Source organism: Thermacetogenium phaeum DSM 12270 (genome assembly GCF_000305935.1).
Classification (GTDB): domain Bacteria; phylum Bacillota; class DSM-12270; order Thermacetogeniales; family Thermacetogeniaceae; genus Thermacetogenium; species Thermacetogenium phaeum.
Genome location: NC_018870.1, coordinates 1,490,886 through 1,508,835, shown reverse-complemented (window position 1 = coordinate 1,508,835; position 17,950 = coordinate 1,490,886). Strand labels below are relative to the sequence as shown.

At 48.8% G+C, this 17,950-nt stretch carries 16 protein-coding genes, 1 tRNA gene and 2 pseudogenes; 15 read left to right on the top strand and 4 right to left on the bottom strand.

Annotated features, from left to right (window positions below; genetic code table 11):
• The first annotated feature begins 1 nt into the window (after position 1).
• Together TPH_RS07440 and TPH_RS07435 are read left to right on the top strand one after the other, a co-directional pair.
• Complete coding sequence (locus tag TPH_RS07440; RefSeq protein ID WP_148275977.1) at positions 2-1,918, top strand: NADH-ubiquinone oxidoreductase-F iron-sulfur binding region domain-containing protein; 1,917 nt, start codon at positions 2-4, stop codon at positions 1,916-1,918.
• Entirely contained in the window at positions 1,908-2,549 is a 642-nt protein-coding gene (locus TPH_RS07435; RefSeq protein WP_015050575.1) for a 2Fe-2S iron-sulfur cluster-binding protein, read from the top strand. The genes TPH_RS07440 and TPH_RS07435 overlap by 11 nt, the downstream gene beginning before the upstream one ends.
• A 51-nt stretch (positions 2,550-2,600) precedes the next feature.
• On the opposite strand, the gene TPH_RS07430 is transcribed toward TPH_RS07435, so the two are convergent.
• Positions 2,601-2,792, bottom strand: a complete 192-nt coding sequence (locus tag TPH_RS07430; protein WP_015050574.1) for a small, acid-soluble spore protein, alpha/beta type — start codon at positions 2,790-2,792, stop codon at positions 2,601-2,603.
• 192 nt (positions 2,793-2,984) lie between these two features.
• On the opposite strand from TPH_RS07430, the gene fusA reads away from it, so the two are divergent.
• The 9 genes and pseudogenes from fusA to TPH_RS07380 all read left to right on the top strand — a co-directional run bounded on the left by fusA (position 2,985) and on the right by TPH_RS07380 (position 13,747).
• Complete coding sequence (gene fusA / locus TPH_RS07425) at positions 2,985-5,030, top strand: elongation factor G (RefSeq protein ID WP_015050573.1); 2,046 nt, start codon at positions 2,985-2,987, stop codon at positions 5,028-5,030.
• 826 nt (positions 5,031-5,856) lie between these two features.
• Positions 5,857-6,402 (top strand): hypothetical protein, encoded by a 546-nt coding sequence (locus TPH_RS07420; RefSeq protein ID WP_015050571.1) that lies wholly within the window; start codon positions 5,857-5,859, stop codon positions 6,400-6,402.
• A 76-nt stretch (positions 6,403-6,478) separates the two neighbouring features.
• Positions 6,479-6,553, top strand: a tRNA-Val gene (locus TPH_RS07415).
• A 257-nt stretch (positions 6,554-6,810) separates the two neighbouring features.
• On the top strand, positions 6,811-7,059 hold the full coding sequence (locus tag TPH_RS07410) for a hypothetical protein (RefSeq protein WP_015050570.1): 249 nt from the start codon (positions 6,811-6,813) through the stop codon (positions 7,057-7,059).
• Between the two features lie 324 nt (positions 7,060-7,383).
• Positions 7,384-7,803: pseudogene (locus tag TPH_RS16520) on the top strand (AlbA family DNA-binding domain-containing protein); the annotation flags it as partial.
• Between the two features lie 219 nt (positions 7,804-8,022).
• Positions 8,023-8,745 carry a hypothetical protein gene (locus tag TPH_RS15965; protein WP_236608771.1) on the top strand — a complete coding sequence of 241 codons (723 nt, stop codon included), beginning with the start codon at positions 8,023-8,025 and terminating at the stop codon, positions 8,743-8,745.
• Between the two features lie 506 nt (positions 8,746-9,251).
• Positions 9,252-11,462, top strand: coding sequence for a P-loop NTPase family protein (locus TPH_RS07395; protein WP_148275876.1), 2,211 nt, complete (start codon positions 9,252-9,254; stop codon positions 11,460-11,462).
• Between the two features lie 665 nt (positions 11,463-12,127).
• Entirely contained in the window at positions 12,128-13,189 is a 1,062-nt protein-coding gene (locus TPH_RS07385; protein WP_015050566.1) for an IS3 family transposase, read from the top strand.
• Between the two features lie 198 nt (positions 13,190-13,387).
• Entirely contained in the window at positions 13,388-13,747 is a 360-nt protein-coding gene (locus TPH_RS07380; protein ID WP_015050565.1) for a hypothetical protein, read from the top strand.
• Positions 13,748-13,770: 23 nt separating this feature from the next.
• Here TPH_RS07380 and TPH_RS07375 read toward each other — a convergent pair whose 3' ends face one another.
• The gene (locus TPH_RS07375) at positions 13,771-14,277 is read right to left on the bottom strand and encodes a transposase (protein WP_015050564.1); all 507 of its coding nucleotides are present in this window, start codon (positions 14,275-14,277) and stop codon (positions 13,771-13,773) included.
• 10 nt (positions 14,278-14,287) lie between these two features.
• A pseudogene (gene tnpA, locus TPH_RS14770) lies at positions 14,288-14,682 on the bottom strand (IS200/IS605 family transposase).
• A gap of 269 nt (positions 14,683-14,951) precedes the next feature.
• On the opposite strand from tnpA, the gene TPH_RS07370 reads away from it, so the two are divergent.
• A complete protein-coding gene (locus TPH_RS07370) occupies positions 14,952-16,076 on the top strand; it encodes an AAA family ATPase (RefSeq protein WP_015050563.1) in 1,125 nt (374 codons plus the stop codon).
• A gap of 82 nt (positions 16,077-16,158) precedes the next feature.
• Here TPH_RS07370 and TPH_RS07365 read toward each other — a convergent pair whose 3' ends face one another.
• Positions 16,159-16,383, bottom strand: coding sequence for a hypothetical protein (locus TPH_RS07365; protein ID WP_015050562.1), 225 nt, complete (start codon positions 16,381-16,383; stop codon positions 16,159-16,161).
• A gap of 136 nt (positions 16,384-16,519) precedes the next feature.
• Here TPH_RS07365 and TPH_RS07360 point away from each other — a divergent pair, with 136 nt between their 5' ends.
• From TPH_RS07360 to TPH_RS07355, 3 genes are read left to right on the top strand one after another with little or no spacing between them, the layout of a single operon-like run.
• Positions 16,520-17,101, top strand: coding sequence for a hypothetical protein (locus TPH_RS07360; RefSeq protein ID WP_015050561.1), 582 nt, complete (start codon positions 16,520-16,522; stop codon positions 17,099-17,101).
• Complete coding sequence (locus TPH_RS15435; protein ID WP_158502674.1) at positions 17,082-17,381, top strand: hypothetical protein; 300 nt, start codon at positions 17,082-17,084, stop codon at positions 17,379-17,381. The genes TPH_RS07360 and TPH_RS15435 overlap by 20 nt, the downstream gene beginning before the upstream one ends.
• Positions 17,359-17,949 carry a sensor histidine kinase gene (locus TPH_RS07355; protein WP_158502673.1) on the top strand — a complete coding sequence of 197 codons (591 nt, stop codon included), beginning with the start codon at positions 17,359-17,361 and terminating at the stop codon, positions 17,947-17,949. The genes TPH_RS15435 and TPH_RS07355 overlap by 23 nt, the downstream gene beginning before the upstream one ends.
• The last annotated feature ends 1 nt before the right edge of the window (position 17,950 follow it).

Below are 17,950 nucleotides of genomic sequence, written 5' to 3'. Positions count from 1 at the left end.
CATTGCTGAAACTGTAGGACAGAGGTATGAAGCTCTAAAGAGAGCTGCTTTACAAAAAATATCCATTTTAAAGTCGAAGCCGCTCGTTCTTGTTGGGACGGCAACATGCGGGAGAGCAGCGGGGGCCTTGGGGATTCTATCTGTTTTTAAGGAGGAAGTTGATAAGAATCAGCTGGATGTAGAGATTAGAGAGGTCGGATGCATGGGACACTGCTACGCCGAGCCCTTGGTTGTGATCGCCAAGCCCGGGTTTCCAACTCTGTGCTACGGGCCTGTCGATGAAGGGACTGCCAAAAGGATTGTTTCTGATTACCTCCTGGGGGATGACCCTTGCTATGATTTTGCCCTTTTTGCACTGGACCCTAATGATGAATTTCCCACTTATGAAGATTTCCCGCGCGGCGTTATCGAAAAGAAAATCATTCTTGCTGACTGCGGTTTGATTGACCCGGAGGATATTGATCATTATATAGCACGAGATGGCTATGCTGCCCTTACCGGAGTTTTGGAAAAGAAGCCCTCATACGTAATTGAAGAGATCAAAGAATCTAAGCTGAGAGGCCGCGGTGGGGCCGGATTCCCTACTGGGCTAAAGTGGGAAAGGTGCTACCTAGAAAAGGATTTCCCCAAATATGTGATCTGCAATGCCGATGAGGGCGATCCCGGTGCTTTTATGGACAGAGCAATTCTTGAGTCCAACCCCCATCAGCTTATCGAAGGATTGATCATCGCCGGTTATGCAGTGCAAGCAGCGAAGGGATACATTTATGTGCGAGCCGAGTATCCTTTGGCCGTGTCCCGTCTCCGGGTTGCGCTGGCCCAGGCCCGTGAGCGGGGGCTGTTAGGCAACAATATTCTAGGAAGCGATTTTAGCTTTGAGATTGATATCTTCCAAGGGTCTGGGGCATTTGTTTGCGGTGAGGAAACTGCCTTGATTGCCTCTATTGAAGGGTGCGCGGGAGTGCCCAGATATCGCCCTCCTTACCCAGCTACCTGCGGTCTTTTCGGCAAGCCGACGGTAATCAATAATGTCAAAACCCTTTCTTACATTCCTCATATTATGCGCCAGGGAGCTGCCTGGTTTAAAAGTATAGGGACGGAAAACAGCCCAGGTACTGCTGTTTTCGCCCTGGCAGGAAAGGTCGTCGGCACCGGCCTGGTAGAGGTGCCGATGGGAACAACTATTCGAGAATTGATTTACGATGTAGGAAACGGAATCAAGGATGAAAAACAGTTTAAAGCCGTGCAGATCGGCGGCCCCTCGGGCGGCTGCCTTCCTGGATCCGCTCTCGACCTGCCCATCGATTTTGACTCCCTGCAAGAGGCGGGGGCTATGATGGGCTCCGGTGGTCTCGTGGTTTTGGATGAAGATGATTGCATGGTGGAAATTGCCCGCTTTTTCCTTGACTTCACTCAAAAAGAGTCATGTGGTAAATGTACCTTCTGTCGTTTAGGTACCAAGCAGATGCTGGCTATCCTTACAGAAATCACCGAAGGGAAGGGTAAACCCGAGGATATTGAGCTCCTCCAGGAACTGGCGGAAGATGTTAAAATGGGTTCATTATGCAGCCTTGGAAAGACAGCACCCAACCCTATTCTGACAACGCTTCGCTATTTCCGGGATGAGTATGAGGCACACATCCAGGAGGGCCGCTGTCCGGCGCTGATGTGCAAGGAATTGATAACCTATGTGATCATACCCGAGAAGTGCAGCAAGCTTTGCGATGTCTGCATCGGCAGCTGCCCGACGGAAGCCATTTACACAAGGCCAGATATGTTGAAGGCTATTCATCTCGATAAGTGCGTCAAGTGCAACAGCTGCATGGTAGCCTGTCCGCCCCAGTATAAGGCCGTTGTTAAAATATCTCCTCCACTGGCGGTTGAGAAGGAGGAAGGGGGCGCAGAAAGTGAAGGGTAAAGTGACGATAACGATTGACGGGCAGCAGTATCAGGTGCCTGAGGGGGAAAAACTGCTTTGGGCGGCGCTGGACTGCGGAATCTACATTCCGCACCTGTGCAGCATAAGGGGAGAGGAAATCCCAGAGGCGAGCTGCCGGCTTTGCTTTGTGGAAATCGAGGGACTACCCGATCCGGTTACCTCCTGCACCCAGCAGGTATGGGATGGAATGGTGATTAGAACCCGGACACCTAGAGTTGACAGGTTAGTGCGGACTGCTTTTGAACTTCTGCTTTCCAACCACAAGCTGCGTTGTTCAGAGTGCCTGAAGAATCGCAATTGCGAGTTGCAGAAGATTGCCCGGGAAAGAAAGTTGAAGTTAAAGCTAACCCGACTCAGGCCTATGCTGGAGGAAAAGCCGGTGGATGACAGCCCGGACGGTTTCATTTATGATCCCAACAGATGTGTTCTCTGCGGCCAGTGTGTCCGGGTTGACAGGCTGGTTGGAACAGGGGCTATTGGCTTTGTCAACAGAGGCTTTTCCAGAAGGGTTGCTACTTTCGCTGATATACCTCTTGCCGCATCACGCTGTAACCAGTGTGAAGAATGTGTTAAGGTTTGTCCTACCGGTGGTTTGGTCTTCAAAAAATAAAAATAAACAAAAGCCAGGGAGAGCCCTGGCCCGGGTGCACTTGTGGTTTGATTAAGATCGAAACAGATTTTCTGTCTGGAGACTGCGTTCGGCTCTTTCAATGGCGAGTTTTACCAGGTTACCGCAGTAGCGTGAGGGGACGCTTCCCCAGCCCTCACGCTGGACGATATCCAAAACACCCATTTCCTTAGCCAGTTCGTACTTCAGCGCTTCAGACATCAATCCTCTGTTTCGACGTCCCATGAAAACCTCCTTCGTGCACCCGTTAATATTGTTAATGTATCAGGGATCATTTATACTGTTAGTTTATGTCCCGGCGAGTTGTTTTTGACTTCAATAGTAATCTTATAATATAATATTCCCGTGTAATCAGGTGCCAATAAGGTCTTTGAAGCGCATAGTTGGGCGTTTTTACTAAGAGGAGGGAAAATAACCTTGAAAGTCTATGAAACCTCCCGCATCCGCAACATTGCCGTTATTGGACATGGAGGAGCGGGAAAAACTTCTCTTGTTGAAGCATTGCTTTACAATGCCGGTCATACCAGCCGCCTTGGTAAAGTGGATGAGGGGACGGCTACTACCGACTTCTTTCCAGAAGAAGTAAAAAGGAAGATATCAGTTAGCACTGCGCTGGCACCCTGTGAGTGGAAAGATAGCAAGATCAACATAGTGGACACGCCTGGTTATTCCGACTTTTTCGGCGAGGTCAAAGGTGCCCTACGGGTAGTTGACAGCGTCGTAGTCGTACTCTGCGCCGTTTCCGGTGTAGAGGTGCAGACAGAAATCGGATGGAAGGAAGCAGAAAAAGCTAATCATCCAAAAATTGCTTTCGTCAACAAGATGGACCGGGAGAACGCCAATTTTGACCGGGTGCTCCAGCAGATGAAAGATGTCTTTAAAAAGAATGTAATACCCCTTCAGCTTCCGATCGGTTCTGAAGCACAGTTTTCAGGGGTGATTGACCTTCTCAAGATGAAGGCATGCAAATACAACCCCAAAGATGGTTCGTATCAAGAGAAAGAAATTCCTGCAGAACTATCCGGAGCGGTAGAGGCGGCGCGAGATGCCATCATGGAGGCCGCAGCCGAAGGTGATGACGAGCTTCTCATCAAATATCTGGATGGAGAAGTTCTAACCGAAGAGGAAGTATCTTTAGGATTAAAAAAGGCCTTCTGGGCCAACAATTTCGTGCCTGCCTTATGCGGATCAGCCATCAACAACATCGGTGTCAGACATCTGCTGGATTTCCTGGTGGATGTTGCACCATCTCCAGTTGATGTTGCGGATGAAGAGTCACCAACAAATAAGACTTTCTCCGCTCTTGTTTTCAAAACCCTGGCCGACCCCTATGTGGGTAAACTGAGTTTCTTTAGGGTTTTCAGTGGTAATTTAAAGGGAGACAGCACGGTCTATAACGCGAATAAAGAAAAGGAAGAAAAAGTTGGGCAGATTTTCACCATGCGCGGAAAACAGCAAGAACCCCTTTCCGAAGTTAAGGAAGGGGATATCGCGGTGGTGGCCAAGCTCCAGGTGACCGAGACAGGAGATACTATCTGCAGCAAAGAAAACCCTGTGAAGCTCGAGGGGATAGAGTTTCCGGAACCCATGCTGTCCATAGCCATTGAACCGAAAAGCAAGGGTGACGAGGATAAGCTAAGCAGCGCTTTGACAAAGCTGATCGAGGCTGATCCAACTCTGCGACTCACAAAAAATGTAGAGACCAAAGAGACTATTCTGACAGGAACCGGTGAGACCCACCTGGATATTGTACTAGAGCGCCTGCACCAGAAGTACGGGGTTGATGTCAACTCCCATACGCCAAGTGTACCTTACCGGGAGACAATAAGGGGAACAGTCCAACAGGAAGGAAAATACAAAAAGCAGACCGGCGGTCGCGGCCAGTACGGCCATGTCTGGTTGACCCTGGAACCTTATGCCGACGGGGAATTTGCTTTTGAAGAAAAGATTTTCGGTGGAGCAGTTCCCAAGCAGTACTTCCCTGCCGTAGAAAAAGGCTTAAGAGAAGCGATCCAGGAAGGAGTTCTGGCGGGGTATCCGGTAACGGGGGTTAAGGCTACACTTTATGATGGATCATACCACCCTGTAGACTCTTCAGAAATGGCCTTTAAAATTGCAGCATCCATGGCTTTCAAGAAGGGAATGGAGAAAGCCGATCCGGTGCTGCTCGAACCCATTATGAACGTTGAGGTACTGGTGCCAGAGCAGTTCATGGGGGATATTATAGGAGATCTTAACGGCAAACGCGGCCGAATAATGGGTATGGAACCCCAGGAGGGTGGAATGCAGCTGATCAAGGCGCAGGTGCCTCTTGCCGAAATGCAAGACTATGCCACAGCCCTTAAGTCCATTACTCAAGGGCGTGGTTCCTTTAAGATGGAATTTGCCAGTTATGAAGAGGTTCCCGCTCGCCTGGCGGAGGAGATTATTGAAAAGCGCAAAGCGGAACGGGAGAAGGAATAAAAGGCAAGGCCGTCTCGGGAATTGGAGAGACGGCCTTGCCTTGTAAAATCACAGACACGAAACTCAAACATCCTATTTTCTTTGAATGAAACTCTGGTCCTTCTGCAGACCAAGTGATCACATCCTGAGTGATAACCAGTTTTTATCCCCAGTTTATAACAGGAGCAAAAAGAAGAAAATAAGAGAAAAAGCAGGAAAATAAGGATCCCCCCCGCGAAATTAGCTATAAACAACATTTCCAGCTTAGGGAGGATCCACAATATGAAGTTATCGAGTTTTGTCAAATTCTTTATAACATGGCTCCAAGGAATTCACAAGACCCAAATCAAAACCCTGGCCGTTTTAGTCTTTGCCCTGATGTGCACCTGGCGTCTCGGTGTTGCCTCTTTAGGCAGGGCACTGCCTGCGAGAACAGCAGAAAAGCACAGGATCAAAAGGGTAGACCGGTTCTTAGGAAACAATCGCATTCCCACAAAAAAAGCTTGCAAGAGCGCTGGTGCGAACGATAATCGGGCCGAGGAAGCTTGTTCTGGTAGCGATAGACTGGACCGACCTCCACGATGGCAAGCACCAGGTTCTTGCTGCAGGAATCATTGCCAAAGGAAGGGCACTTCCGATTTACTGGACTGTTGTGCGACATAAGCGAAACTTACCCTAAACCAGAACAGGATAGAGACAATTTCGTATCTGCTTTAAGGGAAATCCTCCCCCCGGGGCGGTACAGGGTGGTAATCCTTGCCAACCGGGGCTTTGCCAGGGTGACGTTCTTACAGCACCTGGGGAAACTTAAGTTTAAGTTCGTGGTCAGACCCAGACGAAGGTATGGGTGGAATCTGAAAGCTTCAAGGGAACACTGGGTACCTTGAAGCTTCCTCGGGGCACAAAAACAGACCTGGGGGTAGTTAGTTACCACAAAACAGAACGCTGGCCGGTGCGAATTGTTGTTTGCCTTGATGCAAAGCAAAAAGAGCCCTGGCTTCTGGCAACGAACGCAAAAGGCGAACCGCTCTCCAGGATCATTGCCTGGTATGGATGCCGCATGGAAGTAGATGAGTTTTTCAAGGACCTCAAGAATGAGCGTAACGGCTTTAAGCTGCGGGGGCTTGTACTCTCGTCTGCGGGGCGTTACAACCGTCTTCTTCTCGTTATGGCCTATGCCTATTTTCTTCTCACAGTAATCGGCCTTTGGGCCGAAAAAGGAGGGCTTCACCGGAGGCTTATGGCGAACACCGAAAAGAAGCGCACTCTTGCTTCTTTCCGGGTAGGCTTTTATATCTTCTGTTCCTGGAAACAAAAGTTTTGGCGGAAGCTACCCTCTTTAAAGTCCTTAGTTTTCAGGCACGTGGCGGATCTCTTAGGCGGGACGGGCTAAAAAAGAGGGGATGACTCAGGCCCGCGCGACCTCTTGACGAGGCGTAGATCCGACATTATAATTAGGGATAGAAATCGGGCGCGTAGCTCAGTGGGAGAGCACCTCCTTGACGCGGAGGGGGTCATAGGTTCAATCCCTATCGCGCCCACCATTTATTTTCTGAAAGCCTCGGGAGACAAGGCTTTGCGGGAATTTAAGAAATTGAAATCGGGGGTCAATGAAAGTTCCGCAAGTATCCCTAAGAATCTTGTAATATCAAGGAGTTTCCCTCAATCAAACCTCAAGTGGGTGACAAAGTGGGTGACAAAAAGACTGCAAGCAAAGGGCGCTTGCGGTTTTTTGTTTTTTAATAAATAAATATGGGCTAAAAATACAAGTGCTCGTATGATCTGCTAAGGTGATCGCCTTATGTTCAAGCTCTACGAAATGCCGCTTGACGAAATCCGGCTTAACCCCAACGGTTTACCCGTGGCCTTCCGGTGGCGGGAGCGGTGGTATATCGTGAAATCGTGCATCGTGAAAACGTTGTTGGGTCAGGGAACACCCCGACCGAGAAATAAATATGATTATCTCCCACGGTACCGCTGCGAGACTGAGCAGGGGATGGTGTGCGACCTGGTCAAAGATGGCAAGGTGTGGGTTTTGGAGAGAGTTTAGGATTGAGTAACCCGAAGATGGATGCTTGCCGAAAGGGAAAAAGCAGGAATTGGGCAGTTTTGGGAGAATGAATAAATTAGTTTAACAGGAGGCATTTTCTATTCTTTGTAAGAGCTAGAGAATCTAAGAACTGTTCGCTCCAAGGCAGCACCTCTACTCATTTTTATCCCATGTGGCGCCACTTGTGGTACGGGAGTATAGTCGATTCTTTGAAAGAAATCCTTCTCAAGGTAACTATTGAGCGCCTGGCCGCTATACGGACTGACTAGGGTGGAAAAAAAGTGATGGGAGGATGTTTAAGTGATACGACGACCTGGACCTGACATGAAAGGTTCAGTAAGGCAACTTCAGGCTCTTCTCACCCATCCGCGCGAGGATCTTCACATCGAAGTAAAGTGCTGGCTAGATCTGACTGATGAAGAGCATAAAGCTGACTTGGCCAAGGCAATGTTGGCCCTTGCCAATTCCAGTGGCGGTTATATTTTGTTAGGATTTACACAGGGAGACACTGGCTATATTCCACAACAACCTCGCCCGCAAGACTTGCGGGGGTATTCTCACGACATTGTAAACGGAATTATACGGTCTTACGCAGATCCTCCTTTTCACTGTGAAGTCTATCAAGTGCCCCATCCCGATACAGGAGAGCCTTTTCCCATAATTTATATTCCTGGTGGTCACCGTGTCCCCATTCGAGCGAAACGAGCAGGGCCTCGCGACCGCCACGTTCGAGAGAACGCTTATTACATCCGCAGGCCAGGTCCTACCAGTGAAACTCCCCGAACCGCGCAAGAGTGGGATGATCTCCTGCGGAGGTGTCTCCTAGCTCATCGTGAAGAACTGCTGAACAGTATTCGGGCAATTATTCTTGGGGAAACCTCATCTCCCCAGGCTGGATTGAAGGGAGCAGCGAATGCTCTGAATGAATGGATCTTGCAATCACGAGTACGCTGGGAGAAGGCAGTGACTCAACGACTCGGCGAAATTGGACAGAAGCGCTATGAGCACGGCATATGGAGCATAGCCTACTCCATCATCGGTGATTTCGAGTCGCCCTCGCTTTCTGAGCTGCTGGAGTTGCTTAGGGAGGTGAAGGTTCATGAGTCCGGCTGGCCACCATGGTGGGTGCCAACCCGAGACCAGATCAAGCCTTATGCCTATGAAGGTGTTATCGAATGTCTTATAGCCGAACCAGAGCACGATAGATTCTCAGACGGCGCCTACTCTGACTTTTGGAGAGCATCCCGTGAAGGGAAACTTTTTCTTCTTCGGGGTTATCAGGATGATAGTTCTGACGCACGGCAAAGAGGTGTTCAACCTGGCACTGTCTTTGATTTCGTGCTTCCAATATGGCGTGTAGGAGAATGTCTCCTTCACGCGCATCGACTCGCGATCAGGCTCGCCGATCGGTCCGTGTCCGTTCTCATACGTTTCGCATGGGATGGACTTGCTAATAGAGTGCTGTCAAACTGGGCTTGCCCACGGCGAGTTTTGTTCCACGCCCGGAGATGCTACCAAAACACAGTGACATCCGAGCTTCTAATACCAGCAAGCAACATCATTGACCAACTACCTGAAGCGGTCAAGGAGGTAACTAATCCACTGTATGAAGCCTTTGATTTCTTCGACATGCCGCTAGACGTCATAAGGGAGGAACTTGAAAAGATGAGGGGAAAGCGTGAGTAGGTGGACGTTCAGAGATTCACCTCAGGCACCCGGTACTATGGCATCTCCAGTGGTTTGACGTTCAAGGCGGTGCCAGGCCTCATACTGGAACGACTTGATGTTACCGATTTGTTGGGCCACATGACCGTTTACCGTCAAGGGGATCCCGGGCAGTAACCTCCAATGCTTACTGGGCACGAAAACCTGAACACACGGCCAGGTACATCAGGCCGGGGGGGGGGGGGCGACCTGGAGGTGGCGGTGGAGAAGATAGCGTGGGAGTTGATGAGCCTTCTATCGGAGATTGTTTCATGCAACCTACTGTGGCCTGATCATAGTCGGAGCCCTAAACCTGGGTGGTTTGATTGAAATGATACCCAATCCGGTTGCTGTGGCCAAACTGACGCTGTTATTGCCTCTATCCTCACGAAGGCATAATTTGATCTTCCTGATGAAAAAGATGCGAAGATCAACTATCGAGTTCTATACTGAGATACAACGGATGCTCTACTTAATGAGATTACTGATTGAATTTCTTTTTGATAACTCAGGCCAATATTTATAACAAGCTCTTATTAGAACCCCTTAGAACCTCTGAAGAAAATTCATATGTATATGCAACTTGTACGGGGAAAAAGACTATGAAGGTTTTTAACAAAATGTCAGGAGCAAGGGAGTCCAGCGCCGGTGATGATTTCCAATTGCTGTGGGCGGCGCGGAAAGCACTTAGCCTACTTGACCCTGCCACAGAATTGATGGCATTGAACATTGAAGGACCTGATAAAGATGAGACAGAATTACTTGATCCCGATGGTGACAAGCTCCTGGCAGTTGACCTCGCAGAGTACTTTGGTGGAGAACGTTTTGATACAGCGGATAATGTTGTTCTTTCACAGCTGAAGTACAGTACGCGAAATCCCGGAAAAGAATGGACGGCTGCGCGGCTCTGTGAGGGTAAAGACAGTACCGGTCGAGGTTCGGTCATTCGCCGGCTCGCTGACGCATTTGAACGTTATTACGGCGTTTATGGCCCTGAGGCCGTCATCAGGAAGCTTAAGTTGAAATTGGTTAGTAACCGTCCCACCAGCGAAAGACTTGAAAGTGCTCTCGACGCGGCTCAGGGGTTGCTCTATGAACATCCCTCAACATTTAGGACAGAGACTGTGCTTGAACATCTGGCAGAAGAAGAGCGTGTAGAAATTGAGCGGCTGTACCGGGCTTCCGGACTCGAGTCTGATAAGTTTACTGATTTCCTGAGGGTTCTTGACTTCTCTGACTGCGGTGAGCAATCCCGGTTCGGGCAGGAAATCGCCCTGGTGAAGGAACTGGGCCGCTATGGCCCGGGCGAGGTTTCGGCCCAGTATAGAGCGTTGACAGACCTAATCTGGGACCGTATGATGCCTGAGGCTTGGAAACAGAAACCCCTGACAAAGTACGACATTCTTCCTGTTTTTGGCTGTCCAACTTTTGAGAGAGTTTATCCAGCACAGCCCAAGTTTGAGCTGCCTCCATATGTTCTTGAGAGGAAGGAAGCCTCGGAATTTGCTCACACCGTGGTTGGTTCTGCTGGAAAACCAATCTGCTTGCATTCTTCAGGCGGGAAAGGGAAGACCATCCTTGTTCAAATGCTCGAGAAGAAACTCCCTCAGCATTCGGTTGTAATCGTTTTTGACTGCTATGGAGGAGGAACATATCTTAACCCCGCAGATACCCGCCACACGCCCAACCGGGCTATACTGCAGATCGCCAATGAGCTTGCTGCTCGAACCAGAGGGCCACTTCTGTTACGCTTTGACCTCTTGCCGGAAGATTTATTGCTTGAGTTGCTAAAGCGAGTGGAAATAGCTGTTTCATTAATACAAAAACTCAACCCAGATGCACTGGTGGTAATCGTGGTAGACGCGGCGGACAATAGCGTCTACGCTGCTAGTGAAAAAAACGAAAAGAGCTTCATTCACGACTTACTGGAACAACCGTTGCCCAGGGGATCACGATTGGTTGTTACTTGTCGTACTGAAAACAAGGAAATACTCAATTTGCCGGAGCACGAATCATTTGAACTCGGTGGTTTCGACCTTTCGGAAAGTGCTGCCCATCTTCGGCTCTATTATCCAGACGCAACAGATGAACAGGTCGAGGAGTTCCACCAGCTGACCAATGGTATTCCCAGACTTCAGGAATATGCACTCAGCTTCAGGCAGCAAGGTTTAGATGCCGTTTTGGCTTCCTTGCGCCCTGGCTGGAAGACTCTTGAGGGTTTTCTCGATAATTGCTTTGACGAAGCTAAAAAGCGGTCTGGAACTCCGGAAGATATTAACAGAATTTGCGAAGCTTTGATCGCTCTGCCGAGACCAATACCACTGGTTTATGCCGCGGCGTTAGCTGGTGTTCCACCAGAAGCATTGGAAAGCTTCCGCGTGGATATCAGATGTGGTGTGAGGATAGAAAACGAGACTATTTCTTTTCATGATCAAGATTTTGAAGATTACCTGCGGCAAAGATTTTCCAAAGTTGAAGATATTGCGGGGCGCATTGCCGATCTTCTCTACCAGAACCGCCACCGGGACCGTTATGCCGCCTATCACCTCGATACTTTTTTGGCGTGCACCGGGCGTTACCAAGAACTGCGCGATCTTGTAATCGAAGAAGAACTCGACAGTACTGTTACAGATCCTGTAGAACAACAAGAGATTAAGTTAAACCGGATTCGCTCTGCGCTCAAGATAGCAGCAAACTAGAAGGAGCGGGCAGACATCTTTAAGCTCCTGCTTATTGCTGCAGAGACAGTAAAGACGGATGCCGGCTGTCCGAAAGCTAATTATAGAGAATCCTGACTTGGTAGAAAGATTCGGCGACCCGCAGACGGTTCAACGGCTCCATCTAGATGTTAGTAGACAAAAGTGGCCAGTTCCCGGTCTCCTTCAATGCGCAAAAGTGCTCTCGCGGTTTGAAGCGACGAAGGCAAAAGCTAGAGAGAACCTTAAAGAAGCTGGTGGCTGGCTGAGGTGGCACGCAGACCTTCCGGAGGATCGGCTGCATTTGTACCCTATTGAAAACAGGGACATTGCGGCCGGTGCGGAAGCAATTCTACACCTTCATGGGGCGAAAGCGGCCAAGGATTGGTTGTGTGACTGGAGACCTCCGCGTGTCATATATGATTGCGCTTACCTTCTTGCTTTATCGGTATTACGAGGGGAAGATGGGAAGAACAATCTAAAACATCATCTCTCGAAGCTGACTGTGCGGGCCGATATTATTCTCGCGATACTTCGGGCCTATCGGGAAGCCAGTGTAAAACCACCAATCGAGCTTGTAGCGAGAGCGGTCAAGGTCTGGTGTCGATTCGGACGTATATAATGGACCCAAGATTTTAGACAGTGAGAAAGGGGTTTTTTAGAACCAAATGTCTGTTCGTAAACAATATTCGCCGGAATTCAAAAGCAAGATCGTGCTGGAAATTCTCAAAGAAGAGAAAACCCTCTCACAGCTATCATCGGAATACGGAGTCCATACCACTCAGTTAAAGAATTGGAAAAAAGAAGCGCTTGAAAACCTGCCCCAACTTTTTGATAAAAGAAATATAGAGGCCATGAAAAAAGACTACGAAAAGCAGATCCAGGACTTGTACGCTGAGATTGGCCGTCTGACCACACAACTGTCCTGGTTGAAAAAAAATCTGGCATCCACCATGACCCGTGAGCAACGCATAGCCCTGGTCGAGTGGGATAACCCGGAAATTCCCATTGCAACACAGGCCAGACTTTTGAGCCTTAATCGCACAAGCCTTTATTACAAGCCTGTGGGCCCTTCACCGGAGGAAATCGCTATCAAACACCGCATTGATGAGATCTACACAGAACATCCGTACTACGGCTCCAGACGGATTACAGCACAGCTTCGCCGTGAGGGCTTTGAAGTCAACCGTAAAGCGGTACAGCGACATATGCGGGAAATGGGGATCACCGGCATTCATCCCGGCCCAAATCTGAGCAGGCGCAGTCAGCAACATAAGGTTTATCCTTACTTGCTTAGAAACCTCGAAATCACTCATCCAGACCAGGTGTGGGGCATAGATATTACTTACATTCGCCTGCAAAAGGGCTGGATGTACCTGGTGGCAATCATGGACTGGTACTCCCGCTATGTGGTCGGTTGGGAAATGGATCTCACGTTGGAGATATCCTTTGTCTTGGATGCAGTCGAAAGATCTTTGGCCCGGTCCCGGCCGGAAATCATGAACAGCGACCAGGGAAGCCAGTTTACCAGCCCGCAATACATAGAACTTCTAAAAAACGCAGGGATCCAAATCAGGGCAACTGATAACATCTTTATCGAGCGCCTCTGGCGCAGTCTCAAGTATGAGGAAGTATACTTAAACGAGTACACCAGTCCCCGGGAAGCTAGACAAAGAATTGCCCGCTACCTGGACTTTTTTATAACTATCGCCGCCCGCACCAATCACTGAACTACCAGACGCCTGCAGAACTTTACATGCAATCCTACCAAAATATGCGAGAGGAGGTGGCTGCCACCAGGGATATTGTTACAGAAATGGTAGTAGGGATCGTTCAATAACCCTAACCACTTTGCTGATAACAAACCAACCGAACGTATGTTGGGCTCTTAAATTTTTAAAAAAACTGTCTTGACAATAGGGGCCACCTTGCTTAAAAGTTTGCCGCCAGATACGAAAGAAGTTATTTCAGAAATAGCGGATGTTCAATTAAGAACTAAGGACTTACTTGAAAAATTGGAACAAGATATTGCAATGTCTGAGGAGATGTTAAACGAAAAGAAAGAAATGCTTGATAAATTGGAAAAACAGCATGATTTACTTAAACTTACGCCAGAACAATTAAAGCTGATTCAGGATTATAATAAATCTATAGGAGAGTCAACAACATTTAAAGATTGGATTATGAAAAGAGATGTAAAATATGATTTAATTGCTTCGTTTATTATCTCAGCTGTATTCTTTTGGTTAGGTTTAATAGTAGGTAAGAAAAAGTTTAAAAATAGTTGAATGAACCTCCGGGGTCTTCTATATTATGCCCAGGAAGCGGTCAGCGTGAAGCAAAAGAGTTTGTAAAGTAAATTCCACCCTTCAGGCAGAGTCACCCTGATGGGTTCTTTCTTCCGGGAGAGCTTCAACACGAGGGTGTTATCCTCAATATCGAAGCCCTGCCTCTTCCAGGTGACGGTGCGGAGGTGGTTTTTCGGTTTAAAGTTCGGCGGGTTCATCTCCAGGTGGCCGTTTTCCTTGTGCTTGCAGTAGGCAGACACGGCCTCGAAGTACTCCTCCACTACCGCCTGGGCAGACTGGGAGTGGAGTTCCTTCCATGCGGCGAAAGCCTTAAACTTCGACTTGAGCTCTCCTTCAGTGGGCCACTTGCCTTCAGCTCCACGGATTTCCCTGCTGCACCAGACGCAGGAGTTCCAAATACGGTTGGCCGCCTGCGTGACGGGTCGGAAAACCGGCAGCATTTCCGAGCCCAGCGGGAACTGCTTGGTCAAAAGGAGGCGGTGCGGGTGCGATTTGCTGCTCCAAGCCATGTATTCTCACCTACTCATCCTGGCACTCTGCGATGTAGTGCTGAATAGTTTCGGCAGATACCGTGCCAGCGGTGCCCACGTAGTACGTTCTAGTCCAGAGCCGCGGTCCTGTTTGTTTGCTCAACTCCGGAAACTTCTGGCGCAAGTAGCGGGAAGTATACCCTTTAATGGTGTTGATGAGGACAGAGGGAGCATGTCTTGGAGGAGCTGAAATAAAGAGGTGCGCATGATCGGGCTGAATGGAGAGACTAAGTACCTTACCTCTCTTTCACTGCAAACCTTTCGGATTAGCCGTTCCAGCTCTTCGGCTATCGGACCTACTAAAATCTTACGGCGGTACTTCGGTATCCAGACGAAGTGATAGTTTATGTTGTAGTGAGCATACCTGGTCTTCTTGGTTTTCATAGCAACTTCGGTATACTACACTTGAACAAAAAAAACAATCTGTTTTTTCTTTTCTAACCTGGCCGCCGCTTTCATCCCGCCCCCTGAAGGAGGCGGGTTTTCCCGCGGCGGTTTTATAATAGCAAAAAAATCACCTCACATCCTAATACCAAAATGTCAATGCGAACCAGGGTGGACTGTTTGACATCCTGCTGCCACCCTCCTCTTTACTTATTACATAAAATGTAATATATTATTACGAAAACAGTAATATACCGGAGGTGCCTAACATGCCCGGTAGATTGTTTCCCGTCGGAGGTCCTGTTTCGGAGAAAGACATTGTGGATAGAGAAGACTTTATCGCTTCTCTTGAAGCAAGGCTGGCTGACGGCCAGAGCATAATGCTGGCCGGCCCACGAAGAATAGGAAAGACCTCTATTGCTTACGAAGTTCTCAGGCGGCTGAAAGAGCGGGGGTTTTACACATCTTCGGTGGATTTCTTCCGCCTTTCAGACAAACGGGAGTTTGCGTTCTCCCTGATCAACGCTTGTTTGGAGAACAGGACGGGGGTTCGCAGAACCTTGGAAGCGCTGAAAGACCGCGCCAAAAGCGTCGCCGGCCTGGCAAAGCTGACGGTCAAATTCAGCGACCTGGAATTTAGTGTGGACTTTCTCCGAGACGATCTGGATGAAAACGCGCTGCTTGAGTACGCCCTGGATCTGGCAGAAATCCTTGCAAACCGCGATAGCAAAAACATGGTGGTCTTATTCGACGAATTCCAGGACGCTTCACGCGTAGCCGGTCACAGCGACATTTATAAGAGAATGAGGTCTCACTTTCAAAATCATAAGAGCGTGTCTTATCTGTTCCTCGGCTCAAAGGAAGGGATGATGAATTCTCTGTTCGGAAACCGGAGAGAGGCGTTTTACCGCTTTGCCGTCGTCCTTCCCATCCCCCCTATTCCTGAAGATTCCTGGAGGATGTACATCAGCCAAAAATTTAAGGAGCAGCACATTAAAGCAGATGAGAAAGTTATCAGGGAAATCCTGCAAAAGACAGGCGGCCACCCCCAGGACACGATGCTTGTCTGCTCGGAGATTTACTATGCTCTGCTTGAAACAGGAGAAAAAACCGTGACGCTGGAATATGTCCGACTTGGGTACGACCGCGCCTTGTTAACACTGGCTCAGGTCTACGATGAAATCCTGGACGAGATCGGCCAAAGAGCCTGTGCTCGAGAAGTGCTGAAGCGCATCGCCGCGGGAGATAGGATTTATTCTAAAAAAGATAACCCCAACGAAGTTAAGAGAGCGTTGGATTTTTTAATCACTAAAGCAATCATTGAAAAGAATGGGCGTGGGTCGTATAAGTTCGTTGAACCGATGTTTCGGGAATACATTTTACGAGAGCTTTAACTTTTCCGCCGGGGAGCATCCTCCCATAAGAGAGGAACTTCTCGGTGGAAAAAGTTAAATCCGGAAGAGCAGAGCAAACTTTTTAAAAGACCTTCTCCGGCGAAATGTAGTCCCCAAAATACCGCCGGTCGTGGTCGCGGGAGAAGAGCCGCGCCCTGCAGCCGGGGTACTTTTCTGAAAACCGCTTCACGACCTCTATGATCCCGCCGTCCCCCACGGCGATGGGCTCGCAGAACCGCTCGCCGTCCTGGGTCTCGATAAGCAACAGCGCATAAGTGTCGTCTTGAAAAAGTTTCTCTTCCCACATTTTTAAAAAAAACAGCCTCCTCTTCAGTGAGATATTTTTTTAAAAAAAAACCGCTGCGGCAATAGTGGCGGTTAGTGCGATCTTTGAAAAAATTGTTTTTCATAGCCTGTCTTTTCCTGGAGGAAATGGCCAATAAATGGCGAAATATCCACTGATGACCATCCAGCCCCCGGGGATAGGGATAGCCCAGAAGGAAAAGAGGCTGCTGCTGATGGAGAGGATGCCTTTATATCTGGTGGTGTTTCAGTCCATTCCGGAAACCGCCATCCTTATTTCTTTAGGTTTGACCTTGCTCGGATTCAAGCCAAAGCTGAAAAGCGTCCTGATCATTGCTTCACTTGAATCGTTAGCTTCCTTCCTGATCCGCACTCTCCCGTTAACCCCCGGAATCAATGTTTTCCTCCAGCTGCCTGTGCTGATCGTCTTAACGGCCTGCTGCTGCAGCCTGAATCTGCTGGATGCGGCACTGGCCTCTCTTTTGGGTCTGGTCGTGTTGGCGCTGACGGAAACGGTGTTTAATTTGCTGATCTCCGCCGTTAGCGGGATCGCCGTCCGACAGGCCCTTGAGGATCCCCTGCTGCGGCTGTTGTTCCCGCTTCCCGAGTTCGTTTTTTTGACAGTTGTGATTATTATATTAAGGCGTTATAATTTGGCGCTTTTCGATATTCAGGAGCTGAAGAGTTTGGAGCGGTTGAAAGGTGATGAAAAACAGAAATAACTTATTTATTACTATCTTTGTAATTTTGTTTTCGGCCGTAGTCCTGGTAACTCTGGGTTTTGACTTCCAACGCCTGGTGGAAAGCGGTCGTGTGGTTTCTCCGGAACTGGCGGTGGTCATCATCAATGTTGTTATTTTTAGCATGGTTCCGGTTTGTTTTGCTTGTTATGTCAAGGAAGCTGTTTTTGCTGGAAAGACAGGAGAAATTCGTAAAGATCCAGGAGCTTTATATCGGGAATTTGCAGGAGCTCGTCCGGGTGACGAGGGCTCAGAGGCATGATTTCGTTAATCACCTGCAGGTCATTTATGCTTTGTTGAGAACCGGCAAAATTGAAAAGGCGCAGAGTTATATCGAGAACCTTTATCATGATGTGCGGATATCCGGGGAGATCCTGCGGGTGAATATCCCGGAACTGGCGGCTCTGTTGCTGGTAAAAATGGGCGTCGCCTCATTAAAGAACATCTCCTTCACGATCGAAGTTGATGCAAACTTGAACATGCTCCGGGTTAAAGCCACCGATTTGAACACGGTAGTCGGAAATCTGGTGGATAATGCCTTCGAGGCCGTCGAGCCTTTAAATGCGGATAAAAGGACGGTTGTCCTGAGAATATTCGAGACCGGCAAGTATTTTGTCTTTCAGACCGTCAATCCGGGTTTTATTGAAAAGGAACTCAGGGATAAAATATTCGAGCCGGGCTTTTCCACCAGGTCCGGCAATAGAGGCTTCGGCCTGGTTTCTGTCAAGTCGGCAGTTGAAAAAAACAGGGGGAAAGTCCTGGTGAGCAGCTTCAAGGACCGGGGGACGAAGTTCACAGTGCTTTTCCCTAAACAACGGCGGAAGTGGTAAC